Origin of the sequence: Mammaliicoccus sciuri, assembly GCF_002901825.1 — a bacterium.
GTDB classification, from domain to species: Bacteria; Bacillota; Bacilli; order Staphylococcales; family Staphylococcaceae; genus Mammaliicoccus; species Mammaliicoccus sciuri.
On record NZ_PPQD01000028.1, the window covers coordinates 121678 to 139406 of the forward strand.

Annotated in this window: 12 protein-coding genes, 2 pseudogenes and 1 riboswitch; of the genes and pseudogenes, 8 read left to right on the forward strand and 6 right to left on the reverse strand. The window is 33.7% G+C overall.

Features of this window, described 5'->3' with window-relative positions; all coding sequences use genetic code 11:
* Nucleotides 1–110: 110 nt before the first annotated feature.
* A complete protein-coding gene (gene mqo, locus CD035_RS09335; RefSeq protein ID WP_048540493.1) occupies nucleotides 111–1595 on the reverse strand; it encodes a malate dehydrogenase (quinone) in 1485 nt (494 codons plus the stop codon).
* A gap of 316 nt (nucleotides 1596–1911) precedes the next feature.
* Here mqo and CD035_RS09340 point away from each other — a divergent pair, with 316 nt between their 5' ends.
* Complete coding sequence (locus CD035_RS09340) at nucleotides 1912–2214, forward strand: hypothetical protein (protein ID WP_048540492.1); 303 nt, start codon at nucleotides 1912–1914, stop codon at nucleotides 2212–2214.
* A 213-nt stretch (nucleotides 2215–2427) separates the two neighbouring features.
* On the forward strand, nucleotides 2428–4233 hold the full coding sequence (locus CD035_RS09345) for an acyltransferase family protein (RefSeq protein ID WP_048540491.1): 1806 nt from the start codon (nucleotides 2428–2430) through the stop codon (nucleotides 4231–4233).
* A gap of 184 nt (nucleotides 4234–4417) precedes the next feature.
* Here the strand turns inward: CD035_RS09345 and CD035_RS09350 are convergent, their stop codons facing one another.
* Together CD035_RS09350 and CD035_RS09355 are read right to left on the reverse strand one after the other, a co-directional pair.
* On the reverse strand, nucleotides 4418–5383 hold the full coding sequence (locus tag CD035_RS09350) for an LLM class flavin-dependent oxidoreductase (protein ID WP_048540578.1): 966 nt from the start codon (nucleotides 5381–5383) through the stop codon (nucleotides 4418–4420).
* Nucleotides 5384–5388: 5 nt separating this feature from the next.
* Nucleotides 5389–5685 (reverse strand): DUF3219 family protein, encoded by a 297-nt coding sequence (locus CD035_RS09355; RefSeq protein ID WP_048540490.1) that lies wholly within the window; start codon nucleotides 5683–5685, stop codon nucleotides 5389–5391.
* 180 nt (nucleotides 5686–5865) lie between these two features.
* On the opposite strand from CD035_RS09355, the gene CD035_RS09360 reads away from it, so the two are divergent.
* From CD035_RS09360 to CD035_RS14275, 3 genes and pseudogenes are all read left to right on the forward strand, one after another.
* Nucleotides 5866–7737 (forward strand): BglG family transcription antiterminator, encoded by a 1872-nt coding sequence (locus CD035_RS09360; protein WP_229412541.1) that lies wholly within the window; start codon nucleotides 5866–5868, stop codon nucleotides 7735–7737.
* A 79-nt stretch (nucleotides 7738–7816) separates the two neighbouring features.
* Nucleotides 7817–9200: pseudogene (locus CD035_RS09365) on the forward strand (PTS fructose transporter subunit IIC); the annotation flags it as partial.
* 143 nt (nucleotides 9201–9343) lie between these two features.
* Nucleotides 9344–9778, forward strand: a pseudogene (locus CD035_RS14275) (PTS sugar transporter subunit IIA); the annotation flags it as partial.
* Nucleotides 9779–9829: 51 nt separating this feature from the next.
* On the opposite strand, the gene CD035_RS09370 reads toward CD035_RS14275, so the two are convergent.
* Nucleotides 9830–10978, reverse strand: coding sequence for an NAD(P)-binding domain-containing protein (locus CD035_RS09370; protein WP_048540487.1), 1149 nt, complete (start codon nucleotides 10976–10978; stop codon nucleotides 9830–9832).
* Between the two features lie 131 nt (nucleotides 10979–11109).
* A riboswitch (TPP riboswitch) is annotated at nucleotides 11110–11209 on the forward strand.
* Nucleotides 11210–11318: 109 nt separating this feature from the next.
* On the opposite strand from CD035_RS09370, the gene CD035_RS09375 reads away from it, so the two are divergent.
* Together CD035_RS09375 and CD035_RS09380 are read left to right on the forward strand one after the other, a co-directional pair.
* A complete protein-coding gene (locus CD035_RS09375; protein WP_048540486.1) occupies nucleotides 11319–12071 on the forward strand; it encodes a 3-oxoacyl-ACP reductase in 753 nt (250 codons plus the stop codon).
* 30 nt (nucleotides 12072–12101) lie between these two features.
* Nucleotides 12102–13409: an NtaA/DmoA family FMN-dependent monooxygenase gene (locus CD035_RS09380; protein ID WP_048540485.1), complete on the forward strand. Its 1308-nt coding sequence runs from the start codon at nucleotides 12102–12104 to the stop codon at nucleotides 13407–13409.
* Here the strand turns inward: CD035_RS09380 and CD035_RS09385 are convergent.
* The gene (locus CD035_RS09385) at nucleotides 13406–14329 is read right to left on the reverse strand and encodes an AEC family transporter (protein WP_048540484.1); all 924 of its coding nucleotides are present in this window, start codon (nucleotides 14327–14329) and stop codon (nucleotides 13406–13408) included. The genes CD035_RS09380 and CD035_RS09385 overlap by 4 nt on opposite strands.
* Before the next feature lie 636 nt (nucleotides 14330–14965).
* Between CD035_RS09385 and CD035_RS09390 the strand changes: the two genes are divergently transcribed.
* On the forward strand, nucleotides 14966–16210 hold the full coding sequence (locus CD035_RS09390) for a Glu/Leu/Phe/Val family dehydrogenase (protein WP_048540483.1): 1245 nt from the start codon (nucleotides 14966–14968) through the stop codon (nucleotides 16208–16210).
* A gap of 556 nt (nucleotides 16211–16766) precedes the next feature.
* Here CD035_RS09390 and CD035_RS09395 read toward each other — a convergent pair.
* Nucleotides 16767–17678 carry an osmoprotectant ABC transporter substrate-binding protein gene (locus CD035_RS09395; protein ID WP_048540482.1) on the reverse strand — a complete coding sequence of 304 codons (912 nt, stop codon included), beginning with the start codon at nucleotides 17676–17678 and terminating at the stop codon, nucleotides 16767–16769.
* Between the last annotated feature and the right edge of the window lie 51 nt (nucleotides 17679–17729).

Here is a 17729-nt window from a genome sequence, read left to right on the forward strand (position 1 = left end):
TTCTTAAAAATTGGACGATTCATTCATACGCGCACGATATCTCGAAGTCTTCGTGCGTTTAAACATAAAAAAGTCATTCCGACTTACCGGAATGACTTCTTTTTTCAAAATTATTTATTTAATTCTAAAGCTTCTGCTGTTTGTTTACGTGTTTTCTTCAATAATGCTGAGTCTTCAATTAAAGATTCACCATATGAAGGGATGATTTCTTTAATTTTAGACTCCCATTTATCAATATATTGTGGGAAGTTTTTCTCAATTACTTCTAAAGCTACAGATACTGATGTTGATGCTCCTGGTGATTCACCTAATAAAGCAATTACAGTATGGTCTTCTGAATTTACAACTTCTGTACCAAATTGAATAAATCCACGGCCATGTTCTTCTGTATCTTTAATAACTTGTACACGTTTACCAGCGATATGAATATCCCAATCTTCGTCTTTTGCATCTGGTACAAATCGACGCAATTCTTTCATACGATCTTCTTTACGTTGTAATACTTGTTGAATTGAATATTTTACAAGTGATAAGTTTTTAACACCTGAAGATAACATTGTCACAACATTACTTGTATTAATAGATTTAAATAAATCTAAGTTAGATCCATTTTTCAAGAATTTTGGACCGATTGCTGCGAATGGACCAAATAGTAAACTTTCTTTTCCTTGAATATAACGTCTGTCTAAGTGAGGTACAGTCATTGGTGGTGTGCCAGGTGGCTCTTTACCATAAACTTTGGCATTATGCTCACTTACTACTTTAGGGTTGTTACATACTAAGAATGCACCACTAATTGGGAATCCTCCAAGATGTCTACTTTCAGGAATTTTTGTTTTTTGTAGTAATGGAATGGCATGTCCGCCTGCACCGATAAAGATATAATCAGCAACATGCGTTTCTACTTTACCAGTTTCTAAGTTACGAACTTTAACTTCCCATTTACTATTAGAAAGTTGTTTAAAGTCTACTACTTCATGACGGAAATGAACTTGTGCATTTTCGTGTTTTTCGATATTTTTAACTAATTTACGCGTTAATTCACCGAAGTTAACATCTGTACCTTCGTCAATTTTACTTGCTGCAAGTGGTTCGTTTGAATTACGACCTTGCATCATCAAAGGCATCCATTCAGCTAATACTTTATGATCTTCTGTATAAGTTAAGCCTTCAAACATAGGTAGAGATTTTAATGCATCATAACGACGTTTTAAGAAATCTACATTTCGAATACCCATTACGAAACTGATGTGTGGTAATGGTCTAATGAATTCTTGTGGATTCTCGATAGCTTTGCTCTTAACTAGGTATGACCAAAATTGCTTAGAAATTTCGAATTGCTCGTTGATTTCTTTCGCTCTTTCAACATCAATTGAACCGTCCTCTTGCTCAACTGTGTAGTTTAATTCGCATAGCGCAGCATGACCTGTACCAGCATTATTTTTTTCATTTGAACTTTCAATAGCTGGTTGTTCTAATCTTTCGAATAACTTAATATTCCAATCTGGTTCAATATTTTTCAAAAAAGAACCAAATGTCGTACTTAAAATACCAGCACCAATAAGAATAACGTCTTTTGGTTGGTTATTATCCATTTTGATCACCTTTCTAAAATTTAAGATGTATTATATTCATGAATTGGGTATACATAAATATAATAGTCTGAAAGAATTGCAACTTTCTTTAAGAGATATCTTAATTCTTTATATACCAATTCTAAATCAATATTGTGTAAAAGTAAATCATAAGGTGTGCAGGTCATATGATGTGTTGTAAAAATACATTAAAAATTTTATTTGAGCTTTCTAGTTGTAATTTCTCTTGTGTAATAATACACTAATATTAAATAGGTATTTGTCTCTTGCTTTGAATTTTGGATATTCATTATGAGTAATCAAGGAGGTTTTTCAAATGACTGTTGAAGGTAAAAATCTTATAAAAGTGAACCGACAGAATGAACAAAGATCTTCAGAGATTTCAGTTATGATTGAAGAAGGTGGATTAGGCGCTGATAATTACTATCAAATTATTAAGCCAAACGCGAGCCATAGGGAAACAGAAGAAAACATTTTCCAATTCGAAGATGAAGTTAATCAAAAAAGTGATTCTGATTTAATCGACTTACTTATTGTCAATGCACAGGAACATACTGCAGAAAATTACAAAGAAGCACAAAATATTATTAAAGCTGAGTTATTGAAACGAATGTGTTAAGTGGATTTATATTATGAGGCTGGACCATGATTGATTTGGTCCAGTTTTTTATTTTACCGACTAACAATCTTGTTTTACTTTCTTTAATGTTACCATTTCCCCCTCTTATTGATTAACCCTCCTAATCATCACCCTTTTTTGTAAATTTTTTGTAAAACATGATAAAATAGACTTCACCAAAGATTTTATAATATATTGAGGAGTTATTGAGTAATGATTGAACGACAAAGAAAAAGTACGAATTCACACTCAATTCGTTATTTATATGGTTTAGATGGCTTAAGAGCAATTGCTGTTATAGCTATCATCATTTATCACCTTAATCCTAAGTGGTTATCGGGTGGTTTTTTAGGTGTGGATACTTTTTTTGTTATTTCTGGCTATTTAATTACAAGCATATTAATCTATGAATATCAACAGACTGGCACGATTGACCTCTTACAGTTTTGGAAGAAACGTATTAAAAGGTTACTGCCGGCAGTCTTATTTTTATTAAGTATTGTTTTAATATACACCTTATTATTTGAACCGAGCATTATTAAAAATGTGAAACAAGATGCGTTTGCTGCTTTATTTTATGTATCTAATTGGTGGTATATTTTTCATCATGTTAGTTATTTTGATAGCTTTAAAGTGATGCCACTTAAACATTTATGGAGTTTAGCGATTGAAGAGCAATTTTATGTATTTTGGCCAATTTTATTAATGATGTTACTTCGCATAAAAAAATTAAAAAGATATTTCTTTTTAATTGTGTTTATAACTTCTCTTATTTCATTATTGTTAATGATCTTAATTGCTGAACCGAACGTTGATAATTCGAGAGTATATTTCGGCACTGACACTAGGTTACAAACTTTGCTATTAGGTGTTTTACTGGCATACATATGGCCGCCTTTTAGATTGAAGCAGCAAATTATAACACCGTTAAAAATAGGTATTGAAACAATAGGTTGTATTTCATTAGCGCTATTAATTTACTTTATGTGGACTGTCTCATCCAATAACAATTGGTTATACTTTGGTGGCATTTATCTTATATCTTTAAGTTCTTTACCTATCATTGCGAGCGCCGTTCACCCTAGTACGTTATTATCAAAAATATTAGGTAATCGATTATTGGTATGGATTGGACAAAGATCATATAGTTTATATTTATGGCATTATCCTGTCATAACATTTATCAATAAACATTTTGTTCAAGGGCAAATACCTATATATATTGTATTAGTTGAAATCATCCTAACGTTATTGCTAGCTGAAAGCTCTTATCGATATGTTGAAGTACCTATTCGAGTAAATGGGTTAGCATACTTCAAGCCTGGAAAATCACAATTAAAATCACTCATTGCTAAAAGTAGCATTACTTTAGTATTAGTTGGTCTTACGTTAACAATACTTTCAGGGCATTTTGATTATTTACAACAAACGCAACATCATCATGCTAAGACGACTTTTAAAGTTTCAAATCAAGAAAATAAGAATAGCTTAATATTACCTATTCCTAAAATTAATGTGAATAGTACACAAACTGTAAATAATAATGACAAAAATCAAGAAGAAATACTATTTATAGGAGATTCTGTCATGGTTGATATTGGCGAAGAAATACATAAGACATATCCAGGTGCAATTATTGATGGAAAAATAGGTCGCAATTTAAATGACGCTATTCCACTCGTTCAAGAAAAATACAATAACTTTAAAAAAGACAATCAAAAAGTAGTGCTCGAGCTTGGTACGAATGGTGATTTTTCATACGATGATTTGACAAAGCTCATTAAAATGTTTGGTAATGCGCATGTATATGTCGTTAATACACACGTACCAAGAGATTGGGAACAAAGTGTAAATGAGAAACTTTCGAAAGCAGCAGATTCACATAAGAATGTTCAATTAGTCAATTGGTATCAAAAAGCACATGGCCATTCAGAATACTTCGCCTATGACGGCGTGCATTTAGAATATAAAGGCGTACAAGCACTCGTGTCCGAAATAAATAAACATGTAAAATCATGATATTTGAAATTAACAAAAAACAGTCTAGAACCCTATTTTGTTCTAGACTGTTTTTTTCGTTTAGCTCGTATTGTTTCTTCTATAATTGAACCGACTATGAGACCGACTGAGATGATGATTTTTCCTATTAATAAAATCATATAAATCACCCTTTAATATCATATTTGAGTTCTGAAACAAGTATTTATATTTGTGCTAATAATCTATAAGATTGCATTCTATCCTCATGCGTTATTGTATTTGTGCTTACCATGATTTCATCACATTGATATTCTGTTTGAATCGCTTGAAGTCTTGATTGAACGGTTTCGACATCACCAATAATCATGTTGTCTTTCATGTCATAAAGCATTTCTTTTTCACGTTCACTTAATGCATCAAATGTTAGTACTTTTTCTTTTTTATCTTCACCTTGTGCTTTAGTTATTAAACTTTCTATAGCAAGTGCTTCCGCTTCTTCTTTAGTCTCAGCACATATGACAGATACCGTAACATTCACTTTAGGTGTTTCTTGATTTCTTTGCTCAAAATGTTCACGGTAACGATCCACAATTGCACGGCCATCTTGATCACTCATAAAAGCACCGTACACATAAGGCATACCATTTTTAGCTGCAAGTAAAGCACTTTTCTCACTTGTTCCTAATAACCATGGTGTTGGTGGTACATCAGGTTGCGGTAACACGTTTACTTTATGATATTCATGATCTACAGGAAATTGCCCCTCCAAGAACATTAATAATTCTTCTAACAGTTCTGGTAAAGCCCACACTTGCTTTAAAAACTGCGTCGATAATGCATTAGTAGCTTCAGCTGAGCCACCTGGTGCTCTACCTATACCTAAATCAACTCTATTTGCAAATAAAGTAGCCAATGTATTAAACTGTTCTGCAACTTTATAAGGTCTATAATGAGGTAACAATATGGCACCTGCGCCAATTCTAATATGATTCGTATGTGCACCAATATATGAAAGTAATACTTCTGGCGCTGAACTTGCAAGGTTAGACAAACCGTGATGTTCAGTTAGCCAATACCTTTCATAACCTAAATCCTCTCCTAACTGTGCTAATGCCAACGAATCTTTAAAAGCATCACTGGCTGTTTGACCAGGCACAATCGGTGATTGGTCAAGTATACTCAATTTCATATTGCTCATCCCTTTTGGTCCTCTCGTATTTCTTTAAGCACAAGACGGTACACCGCAACTTGATTGTCCTTATATAAATTTGTTAAAGATGTTGAATAATTATAAATTTCACCTTTAAATTTCTTATCTTTATCCGGAATTTCTACATCAAAACGCCCTCTATATAATAAAACAGCAATATCGTGATACGCTTCACTCGTTACATTAAATTCAATTGTTACTTTATATAAACCATCTACAGTTTCATCTTCAAAATGTGTTAATGGAATTTGCGTTTTATCTAAATATATATTTTCAACCAATTATGTCACCTTCAAAGTTTATATTTATTATCTAAGTTCAGTATAATATGTTGAAAGATATAATACATGCATTCTGTTTATAGCGCATGAATACTTGAATGAGTGTCTAATCATTTATTTGTCATGCATTCTTTAAACGCTTACAATATAATATGAATCTAAATGTGGACTTGAAATGTGGTGGAATTATTGTTAAAAAGACATGTGAAATTAATGAGACTATTACTTTTAAATCGTGATAGTTATTTAAACGGGACTGAAATAGCTGACTATTTGAATGTTTCAAATAGAACTGTAAGAAGCGATATTAAATATATTAATAGTGAAATTAAAGATGTCATTATTAGTATTAAAGGGCGTGGTTATCAACTAAATCACGAGTTGTATCAAGCTGAAGAGATAGAGTCTATTCTGAATCAATATACGGAAAAGAATGGTCAGTCGCTCATCAAGATTGCTTATCAATTATTAATGTATAAGCAATCTGTTACCCTTGAGCAATTATCTGATGACTTTGCTTTAACGAAGAATGAACTTATCGATCATTTAAACCAAATTCAAGCTTGGTGTGAATCTTATGATGTTGTGATTAATCTTGTTAAAAGAAAAGGTATTACGGTAAGTGGTAATGAAATGGATATTCGCAACGCCATTCTTCATTTAAACCAACTCTCTACAAACAATGTTAAAGTAGAAGACTTTATTATGAATGAGATACCAAAAGCACATAGAGAATTAATGATGCAAATTATGGAACAACATTTAGAACATTACCATATTCAAACTTCAAAAGTGCATATTAAACAGTTGCTCGTACACCTTATTATCATTTTCAAAAGAATCCACGATACGACAGAGCAATGGGATATTAATCAAGAAGCTTTAGTCATTTCCCGAGCAATAATAGAAGACATCAACCGAAAGCTTAAATACACTTTAAGCGATGAAACAGCAAAGTTATTTTCATTTTTTATTAGCTATTATTTTGATAAATATGACCTCGGCTTTAAACAAATATTTATTCAAAGTTATATTGAACGCTTAATTTATCAAATGAACTCGAAAGTCGGTATAGATTTTATGCAAGATGCTGTACTTCGTGAAAATGTTTATTCGCATTTTAGTAGAACATATTTGCGTATCGTTAAGAATGTTTATATTAACAACCCGCTTACAGAGGATATTAAACAGCAATACCCTTTTGTGTTCAACGCATTATATGAAACGGTTCATTTACTTGAAGAAGATGCACAACTCAATTTAAGTGAAGATGAGATAGCCTTTTTAGCATTGCATTTTCAATCATCAATAGATCGTAATGTACAAGATCAATTTAATGTTGTCATTACTTGTTATTATGGACTGGGTATTTCAAGCTTGTTAGAAGCAAAAATTCAAAAGTTAAACCATAAAATTAATATTATCGATACGATTAAACTTGAAGATGTTTCAACATACCCATTCACTAACACAGATATACTTGTTACAACACACGACATTGATATGACACATCTACCTAGTAACGTACAAGTTGTTCAAGTATCGCCGTTATTTTCAGAAGAAGATGCACATAGATTCCAAACCATTTTAAATCAGAAGCAAAACCCTGTTTTAAACAACGACGCATTATTGCCTATTGATTTTCTATCGGTACCAATCGAAACAGACATACATTCTACTGTTGATATATTCCAACATGCAGAACGTTTGCTTAATCAACAACATGCTATATCAAGTGGGTATATTGAAAGTGCATTAGAAAGGGAGAAGTTCTCATCAACTTATATTGGAAACGGCATTGCTATCCCACATGGCGATCCTACTAAAGTCTTTAAGTCACATGTATTAATGTTTAGACTCCGCCAAGATATAGCATGGAAGCAGCATAAAGTTCATTTAGTATTTTTCTTATCTATTGCAGACAAAGATAAACAAGTAATGAAGAAAATCATTCACAGTATTGCTACATTAACAGAACAAGATGTTACGCATTTACTAAAAATAGAAGATGAACCATTCAAACAATATATCATTGAACGTTTTAAAGAATAATTGCCACTACTAACGGCAATTATTCTTTTTTATGTTTTAGTGAATGCGTTTACAATTGAATTAAGAAGGAGCTGACGTTATGAAAATTTTAGCAATTACATCATGTCCAAACGGGATTGCACACACTTATATGGCTCAAGAAAAATTAGAACAAGCCGCAAAAGAGATGGGCATAGATATTAAAGTAGAAACGCAAGGTGGTGTCGGTGCAGAAAATGTTCTGACATCAAAAGAAATTAGAGAAGCGGATGGTATTATTATCGCTGCTGACAGACAAGTCGATTTATCAAGATTTGACGGGAAACGATTAATTAACGAAAGTGTTAGAGAAGGTATTCACAACCCTAAATTATTAATCCAACGCATCATCGATCAAGATGCACATATTCATCATGAAAAAGGTGGCAGCAAACAAACTCATGATGACGAAGAACAAAAAAGTGGTCTACAAATGGTCTACCAACATTTAATGAATGGTGTTTCATTCATGGTGCCATTTATCGTAGTTGGTGGTTTATTAATGGCCATTGCTTTAACTTTAGGTGGAGATACAACACCAGAAGGTCTTAAAATTCCTGATGATTCATTCTGGAAATCTATTGAAAATATTGGTAGTTTAGCATTTAGCTTTATGGTTCCAATCCTAGCTGGTTACATTGCAGTCAGTATTGCTGATAAACCAGGTTTAGTACCAGGTATGATTGGTGGCGCAATTGCTGCTGATGGTAGCTTTTACGGAAGTGAAGCTGGTGCAGGATTCCTAGGTGGTATTGTCGCTGGTTTCTTAGCAGGTTATATTGCTAAATGGATTAAAAACATTAAAATTCCTAAAGCAATGGCACCTATTATGCCAATTATCATTATTCCTATTATTTCTTCAATTATTGTAGGACTTATTTTCATATTTGTTATCGGTGCGCCGATTGCAAGTATTTTTGAAGGCTTAACAACATGGTTAAAAGGTATGCAAGGTACAAATAGCATTATCTTAGCACTTATTATCGGAGCTATGATTGCATTCGATATGGGTGGTCCAGTAAACAAAGTTGCTTTCTTATTCGGATCAGCTTTAATTGCTGAAGGAAACTATGCCGTTATGGGTATGGTTGCAGTAGCTGTATGTACACCACCAATTGGTTTAGGTCTTGCTACTTTTATCAATAAACGTAAATTTAATAAAGGTGAAATTGAAATGGGCAAAGCATCATTTACGATGGGATTATTCGGTATTACTGAAGGTGCTATTCCATTTGCCGCACAAGACCCATTACGTATTATTCCTGCAAATATGATTGGTGCAATGGTCGCAGCAGCCATCGCAGCTATAGGTGGCGTTGGAGATAGAGTTGCACATGGTGGTCCAATTGTAGCCGTACTTGGTGGTATCGATAAAATAATATGGTTCTTTATTGCTGTCATTATCGGAAGTAGTGTTACAATGCTTGTTACACTTTTATTGAAGAAAAAAGAAGCAACAGTTGCATCACCTGAAATGGAATCATCTAATAGTGGTATGACAACATCATTTATGGGATTAGATGCAGATGATAACGATCAAAAAGAAACATCCACTTCAAATGATGAAACTAAAACAGATTCAGAACAAGTCTTTCATGAAAAAGTCATTACGATAGAAGATGCTGAAATGTCACGAGATGACGCAATAGATAAACTGATTCACAATTTAAAATATCACAACTTTATAGACGATGAAGAAACGTTAAAAGAAGCTGTATTGAAACGCGAATCAGAATCAACAACAGCAATCGGTATGAATGTAGCCATCCCGCATGCTAAATCAAATGTTGTCAAACAACCTGTCGTAGCTGTTCTGAAAAACAAACATGGTGTTGAATGGGAAAGTTTAGATGAAACACAACCTAAAATCATCTTCTTAATTGCTGTACCAAATGATAGTAGTGATACACACTTGAAGTTATTACAAAGACTGTCACGTACACTTATGGATGATGAAACAAGAGAAAAATTAATCAACGCTGAAAGCACAGAAGCTATTTATCATATTTTGAAAGAAATTTAATTTAAAAAGCCTGGAACGAATTTGTTCCAGGCTTTTCTATGTCTTATAAATCTAACTGCATTGCTCTATTTCGTGATACTTTTCACCTATTTTGCGTGCCGCTTCTCTTCCACCCATAATATTTCTTGCGAAAGGTCCCAGTTCTAAATCTGCTAATCCACCTGATACATATAAATTCGGCAACCATTCTAAATGTTTGCTAATTTCAGGATATCCACATTTATTGAGTGGTGCTTCATACTCATGAATTAAACGATTTAATATCGGTTGTGTTAATAAAGTATTATCAAATCCTGTTGCCAACAATATATGATCATAATCAATATGTTTCCCATCTACTGTTATGATTTGATGATTGTTAATATAGTCTAGTTCATTGAGATGTATCGTTAGTCTGCCCTTTTTCACATATTTCTTTAATCTAATGAACAACTCCTGAGGCATAGAACCTTTATGACGTTCTTTTAAAACAATATCCATCTTTTCTTCTGGATCTATCACTTTTGAAAAACTTGCCATATTTTTAGGTCCTAACCATCCTGGATCAGCATCAAAATCATGAATTTCTAACGGCTTATTCGTCCATAGATGCACATGTTTTTCATCATCATGATAAATTAATTTTAATGCTAAATGTGCAGCTGATATCCCACTTCCAACAACGTGAGAACTTTCATTAAATTGAATATTTGCATCTTCAAAAATATGTTGTACATCTGGTGCATGCTCATACATTTCTGGAACCTTTGGCTTATGATTACAACCTGATGCGATGATGACATTCTGTGTATATATCATCTCCCCTGATTCCAATACGACACACCAATCATCTCTATATTTCTTTATATCTACAGCAGTGTCTTTAATATGGCATTCATGTAATCGATAATATTCAACTTGTTCCGCTGTATGGTCCATAAACATATCTCTTTTTGGTCTTTTATACTTACCATAAATTCCACCTGCATAGTCCATTTTCTTTAAATATTGTTTTAAATGAAAAGGATTTGGGTGAACATGGTGTACGATTGGAGACCTTAAATAAGGCATACTAATATTCTGTGTTCGATGGTCAAATTGATGACAGAACACATCGTGCGGATCAATAATTGTTAAGTCTTTATTTTTTAATCCTTTAACTTTTAATTCTAATGCTATCGTTATAGCGTGGATGCCACCACCTACTATCGTCCACTTCATCTTATCACCTTCATTTTATAAATCGTAATCAATACGTTTTATATCATAACCGATTTTCCCTATCATTTGCAACTGACATTTAAACAAACTTGACATCGATTATTAAAAACTATACATTGATAGTAATTAAATAGATGCACTAGGGGTGTTTTTAACTGAGATGAGGATGAACTCGAACCCTTTGAACCTGAACTAGATCGTACTAGCGTAGGAAAGTGTTTGTGAAATGAATTTATAGGGATGACTATGCCCTTTTTATAAATATCTTTGTTTTTACACAACTTTCTTACGAGAAGGTTGTGTATTTTTTTATTTAAAATTCTATATGGGAGTGTTACATATGACAAAGACAATATTAGTAACAGGTAGTAGTAGAGGATTAGGCGCAACAATCGCACATACATTAGCATCTGAAGGACATCAAGTCATCATTAATTATCATAATAGTAAAGCGTTAGCAGAACAGTTAGTTGCTGAAATTGGAGCAGAACAAGCGATTGCTATTCAAGCGGATGTGACGAATCGCGCTGAAGTTGATCAATTAATTGATGAAGGTACGAAACGCTTTGGAAAAATTGATGTCGTCGTCAACAATGCCTTAGTTAACTTTAAATTTGACCCAGTAAAACAAAAAGCATTCGTCGACCTTGCATGGGAAGACTATCAACAACAAATTGATGGCACATTAAAAGCAGCATTTAATATTGTGCAAAGTGTTGCACCTCAATTCATTGAAAGAAAACAAGGTGCGGTTATTAGCATCGGTACGAATTTATTCCAAAATCCTGTCGTACCTTATCACGAATATACAACTGCGAAAGCTGGTTTAATTGGCTTCACGCGTAATATCGCTGCTGAATTAGGTCAACATGGCATTACAGCCAATGTTGTTTCTGGTGGCCTACTCAAAACGACCGATGCCAGCTCTGTGACAACACCTGAAGTGTTTGACTTAATTGCTCAATCAACACCTCTTAAAAAAGTCACTTCACCACAAGATGTCGCAAATATGGTGAGCTTTCTTGCTTCTGATAAAGCAAGTGGTATAACTGGACAAAATTATACTGTAGATGGTGGCTTAACAATGAACTAGAATTCCAAAAGAGAGATAAGGAGAATAGAAATGCGTAATTTAAGAAGCGATCAACTCAATATTGGTGTCTTATTATATGGATGTGGCCATCATCAAGCAGCATGGCTTATGGAAGACTCCTCTATTGAACAGATTGGTGATATCTCTTATTATCAATCATTAGCACAACTATCAGAAAGAGGTTTATTAGATGCTGTGTTCTTTGCAGATAATCAATCATTCCCTGCAAAATCAGATAGTGAATTACCAGCATTCTGGTTGGATCCAATTGTGAACTTGACTGCTATATCACAAGTTACAAAACATATTGGTTTAGTTTCAACAATATCAAGTTCATTTTCAAACCCTTATACTGCGGCTAGACAAATTTTAACCCTCGATCACGCAACGAATGGTCGTGTCGGTTGGAACTTAGTAACATCCATGACAGATATAGAAGCTCAAAACCATAGTATGAAAGCTTTACCTCAACATGATGATAGATATCATAAAGCTCAAGAATTTGCTGAGTTGATGGACAAATTATTTACATCTTGGCATAAAGAAGACTTCGTTCATGACCGTCATAACAATAAAGTGATTAACCATGAGCATGTGCATGCTTTCCACCATTCTGGCGATTATTTCCAAGTAAATGGACCGTTATCGACACCGAGTAGCCCACAAGGCAAACCGGTCGCTATGCAAGCTGGTGCATCCAAACAAGGTATTGCATTAGCCGTCAAACATGCTGATGCTGTTTATTCAGTATCATGGAATTTGAAACAAGCGAAAGCTTATAGAAATAAATTAAATAAGGCCATTAGCGAAAGCGATACACCCGAGAAATATATTAAAGTCTTTCCAGGATTGGTTACTTATGTTGGGGAAACACGTGAAGAAGCACTGCTAAAAAAAGAAAAATTAGATAAAGCTTTACCAATTGAAAATGCCATCAAACAATTAAGTACATTTGTTAGGCAAGATTGTTCGAAATGGTCATTGGATGAACCTGTCCCAGAATTGCCACCTGTAGATGCATTCGATGGTCCAGTAGGCAGATATGAAACGATTTTAGAAATTATAGAAGATACCAAACCTACAGTGAGAGAATTATTAGGTTATCTCAATGCAGGTGGTGGGCATCTCACATTAATAGGTACATCTGAAGAAATAGTAGATGAAATGGAACTTTGGTTTAAGTCTGGTGTTGCTGATGGTTTTAATCTAATGCCACCTACTTTACCACATAGTCTCGAAGATTTTGTAACATATATTGTTCCAGAATTACAACGACGCGGACTCTATAGAGAAGCATATTCAAGTCAGACATTTAAAGAACTTTTAAATGTAAATTAAAAAATTAAATAAGATAAATAAATGACAATAACAACAGAAATAGAACTAAACAACGTAGACATGAAGACTAATTCTGCAGCTAAAGCTGGATAATTATCATATTCTTGTGCAATAACTGAGCTGTTCACGGATGTCGGCATCGCTGAAGCAATAAATAATGTTTGAGCGATAATGCCGTCTAAACCCATGCATTTTATAATGACAAATGCGATAGCTGGTCCAACTACTAATCTTATAAAGATATAAATATAAGAAGATGACCATTTAAAATTAAGTTTAATATTAGCAATTTGTGCACCGAGAAGAATTAAAGCAATCGCAATCATAGCATCAGACAAATAACTGACAGTCGTCCACATGAATTCAGGAATTGGAATATGATTATAGTTTAAAATAATAGCAAGAATGAGTGCATAAATAATGGGCATCTTAAAGTAATTGAGTAATGCTTTAAGTTTACCTAATTGAACGGATTGAATTGCGAAGACACCATATGTAAACGTGAAGACATTTTGTAGCGTTAATACAATAACTTGTGCAGACATTGCAAGTGGATCACTTTTAAATACAATATCATTTAACGGCGCACCGTAGTTACCAGAGTTAAAGAAGAGTACACTGTTTGTTAAAGTTGTCTCTTTACCCTTATCTAAATTTTGCATTTTGGCGATAGCAAATGCGACGATATATAATGCAATTATGTATATAACGAAGAATACGATGATTAATAATAATAAATTTACTGCTAACTCAGCTTTGTAAAACTTCGCAAAAATAAATCCAGGCACAAACACATTGATATTTAATTTTGCGAGCGTACGTAAATCAAGTTTCACACGCTTTTGAAGAACATAACCTAACGCTGTCATTAGAAAAATCGGTACAACAACCGTTAGTAAAATATTGAGCATTTCAGACAAAAAGACACCCCCACGATGTATAAGATAAGTTTTTGATAGTAATATCATAACATTCTTAGATAATTGTTGGGGGCGTCTTTTTAGTATTGCGAATAATCGTGTGCTATATGTGAGAAAATGATACAAACTTTGAATCGGATTAGGGGCTGAGATGTGGGATAGAGCTGGGTTTTTATGGAATTTGTGAGTTTACTAGGGTATTAACTCACGTCTTTTGAGATCTTGTGAGTTTACTGCCTCTTTAACTCACATCTCACCCAATATTCTCATTCCACTCATCACTCAATTTATAAAATATACATTATGGCTTCATGAACCTCTTTTTCTACACCACATCATTTACATAAAAAAGAAGAATCTGGGACAAAAATTCATTTGCCCCAGATTCATTCACACTAGTAAATATAATGGTTTCATTATATTTGTATATGCTCGTAATTGAATTATATCATGCCTTCCAATTACTACCAACTACTTCTACTCATTACATTAAAATGCAACAAAATTTATCATTATACATAATAGAATTTTTAGTAAATTCAGTTTATTTTATTGAAAACCATTTTCATTTGTATTATGATTTTATTTAATATGTTTTTTTTAGACATTATTTTAACCAACAAAGGAGCGTCATTCATGAGTGAAAATAGCAATCTTGTAACTTCTACACAAAATATAATTGAACAAGCTTTATATAAATTAGGGTACGATGAAGGTCTTTTTGAATTGATTAAAGAACCTGCTAGATTTTTAAGAGTTCGTATTCCAGTTAAAATGGATGATGGATCTGTAAAAACTTTTACAGGATATCGATCTCAACATAATAGTTCAGTAGGACCTACTAAAGGTGGCGTCCGCTTCCACCCTGATGTAGATGAAAATGAAGTAAAAGCATTATCTATGTGGATGACTTTAAAATGTGGTCTCGTTAACTTACCTTATGGTGGTGGTAAAGGGGCAATTCAATGTGACCCTCATAGCATGAGTCAAAATGAACTAGAAAGATTGTCACGTGGATATGTTAGAGCAATTGCTCAAATCGTCGGACCAACTAAGGATATTCCTGCACCAGATGTATATACAGATGCTCAAATCATGTCTTGGATGATGGATGAATATAGTATTATGCATAAAGTTAACGCGCCAAATTTCATTACAGGTAAACCCATTTCTTTAGGTGGTTCACTTGGTCGAGAACAAGCAACAGCATTAGGTGCTGTGATTACGATCGAAGAAGCGGCTAAACGTAAGCATATAAATATCGAAGGTTCAAAAGTTGTTATACAAGGATTTGGTAATGCAGGTAGCTTTATCGCTAAAATCCTACATGATAAAGGTGCAAAAATTGTATGTATCTCAGAAAGTCGTGGTGCTATATATAATCCAGAAGGTTTAGATATTGATCATTTATTAGAGCTTCGTAAAGAACACGGCAGAATCACACCTTTATTTGATAACATTATTCCGAACGAAGATATATTTGGAATTGATTGTGACATTTTAGTACCAGCAGCTTTAGCAAACCAAATCACCGCACAAAATGCAGGAGACATAAAAGCGAGTATAGTAGCAGAAGCGGCTAACGGTCCTACAACACAAGAAGCAACACGTATTCTGACAGAAAATGATGTACTTTTAATTCCAGATGTACTTGCCAGTGCCGGTGGTGTAACTGTTTCATACTTTGAATGGGTACAGAACAATCAAGGACTTTATTGGTCAGAAGAAGAAGTAATTCAGTTATTAAGAACTAAAATTGTAGAAGCTTTTGACAAAGTATATGACATTTCACAAAAAAGAAAATTAGACATGAGATTATCAGCTTACGTTGTAGGTGTTAGACGTACAGCAGAAGCAACACGTTTCAGAGGATGGGCTTAATAAATAGAATATTAAAGAAAATGATCTAAGTCGTGGCTTTACTTAATACTTAAGCCATGACTTGGGCTATCTCTTTGCTTTACTCGGTACTTAAGACAAGACTTGGACGTTCTCTTGGCTTTATTCATCACTTAAGCCACGACTTCGTCTATCTCTTGGCTTTACTCGATACTTAAGCCACGACTTGCCCTATCTCTTGGCTTTATTCAGTACTTAAGCCATGACTTGCCCTATCTCTTGGCTTTATTCAGTACTTAAGCCATGACTTGGGCTATCTCTTGGCTTTACTCGACACTTAAGCCATGACTTGGACGTTCTCTTGGCTTTACTCGATACTTAAGCCACGACTTGCCCTATCTCTTGGCTTTACTCGGTACTTAAGACAAGACTTGGACGTTCTCTTAGCTTTATTCATCACTTAAGCCACGACTTCGTCTATCTCTTGGCTTAACGTCCCTATTAAGCCTTGAATCTCCTATTCCCCTTATATTTCATCCTCAATAGGTATCAAAAAAGCAGGAACCGCACTTGTGGTTCCTGCTTTTTACTATATTAACTATTCAAAGTAGCGATGTTCTTTAAGAAATTTTTCTGCGATTATAGCTGGCTCTTCTTTTTGACCGTCTGCTCTATAATTCAATTCTTGCATTTTTTTAGTAGATACTTTCCCAACCAATTTTTCTATAGATTTTTTAGCTGTTGGATTATTTTTTAAATAATCATTTGTTGCTAATGGGCTGGCGTCATATGGTGGGAAAAAGTGACGATCATCTTCTAGTGTCACCAAATCATACGCAGCAATTCTACCATCTGTTGTATATCCAAGTGCTGCATCGATGCTCTTATTCTTCAATGCATCATATACGAGTCCTATTTGCATTGTTCTAATATCCTTAAATTCAAATCCGTATGCTTTTGAAAAAGCTGGATAGCCGTCCCCTTTTCTCTTAATCCATGTAGGATCACTTGCTACTCTTAATTCATCTTTATGCTTGGCTAAATCCGAAACTTTTTTTAAATTGTACTTTTTAGCTGTTTCTTTAGTGACTGTAAATGCAAAGGTATTTTCAAATCCATATGAGTCAAAAAATGTTTGATCAAATTTCTTTTGGAAACCTGTTTTGACAGCTTTCTCAGCTTTTTTAGTATTTGTAATGGGTTCAGAGTTTAAAGCACCTACTAAATCAGTACCTGTATATCTTGTAGCAGATATTTGCGCATTATCATTTAATATCGCGTTATGTTCAATTACCGCAGAACCAAGATTATTTACAATTATCGGTTTTACTTCCCCTTTTGTATCATGCTCGATTTGTAAGCGAATCATATGCGCCATGATTTGAGACTCGCTTGTAGCAAGCGCCGTAATTTTCACTGTATCAGACGATGTGCCACCTAAGCCTGGTAAAGTACAACCGCTTAATAATAATGTACAAATTAAAATTAAAGTAAGTTTTTTAAATTTAATAACGATTCTCCTCCATTTTATGTATATTTGTATAGTATTAATATTAGCATA

Bases quoted from the DNA above. Each gene is read 5' to 3' on its own strand.
- CD035_RS09350 (WP_048540578.1), bottom strand. From the start codon at position 5,383: ATGAAATTGAGTATACTTGACCAATCACCGATTGTGCCTGGTCAAACA.
- CD035_RS09375 (WP_048540486.1), top strand. From the start codon at position 11,319: ATGACAAAGACAATATTAGTAACAGGTAGTAGTAGAGGATTAGGCGCA.
- mqo (WP_048540493.1), bottom strand. From the start codon at position 1,595: ATGGATAATAACCAACCAAAAGACGTTATTCTTATTGGTGCTGGTATT.
- CD035_RS09370 (WP_048540487.1), bottom strand. From the start codon at position 10,978: ATGAAGTGGACGATAGTAGGTGGTGGCATCCACGCTATAACGATAGCA.
- CD035_RS09380 (WP_048540485.1), top strand. From the start codon at position 12,102: ATGCGTAATTTAAGAAGCGATCAACTCAATATTGGTGTCTTATTATAT.
- CD035_RS09340 (WP_048540492.1), top strand. From the start codon at position 1,912: ATGACTGTTGAAGGTAAAAATCTTATAAAAGTGAACCGACAGAATGAA.
- CD035_RS09390 (WP_048540483.1), top strand. From the start codon at position 14,966: ATGAGTGAAAATAGCAATCTTGTAACTTCTACACAAAATATAATTGAA.
- CD035_RS09345 (WP_048540491.1), top strand. From the start codon at position 2,428: ATGATTGAACGACAAAGAAAAAGTACGAATTCACACTCAATTCGTTAT.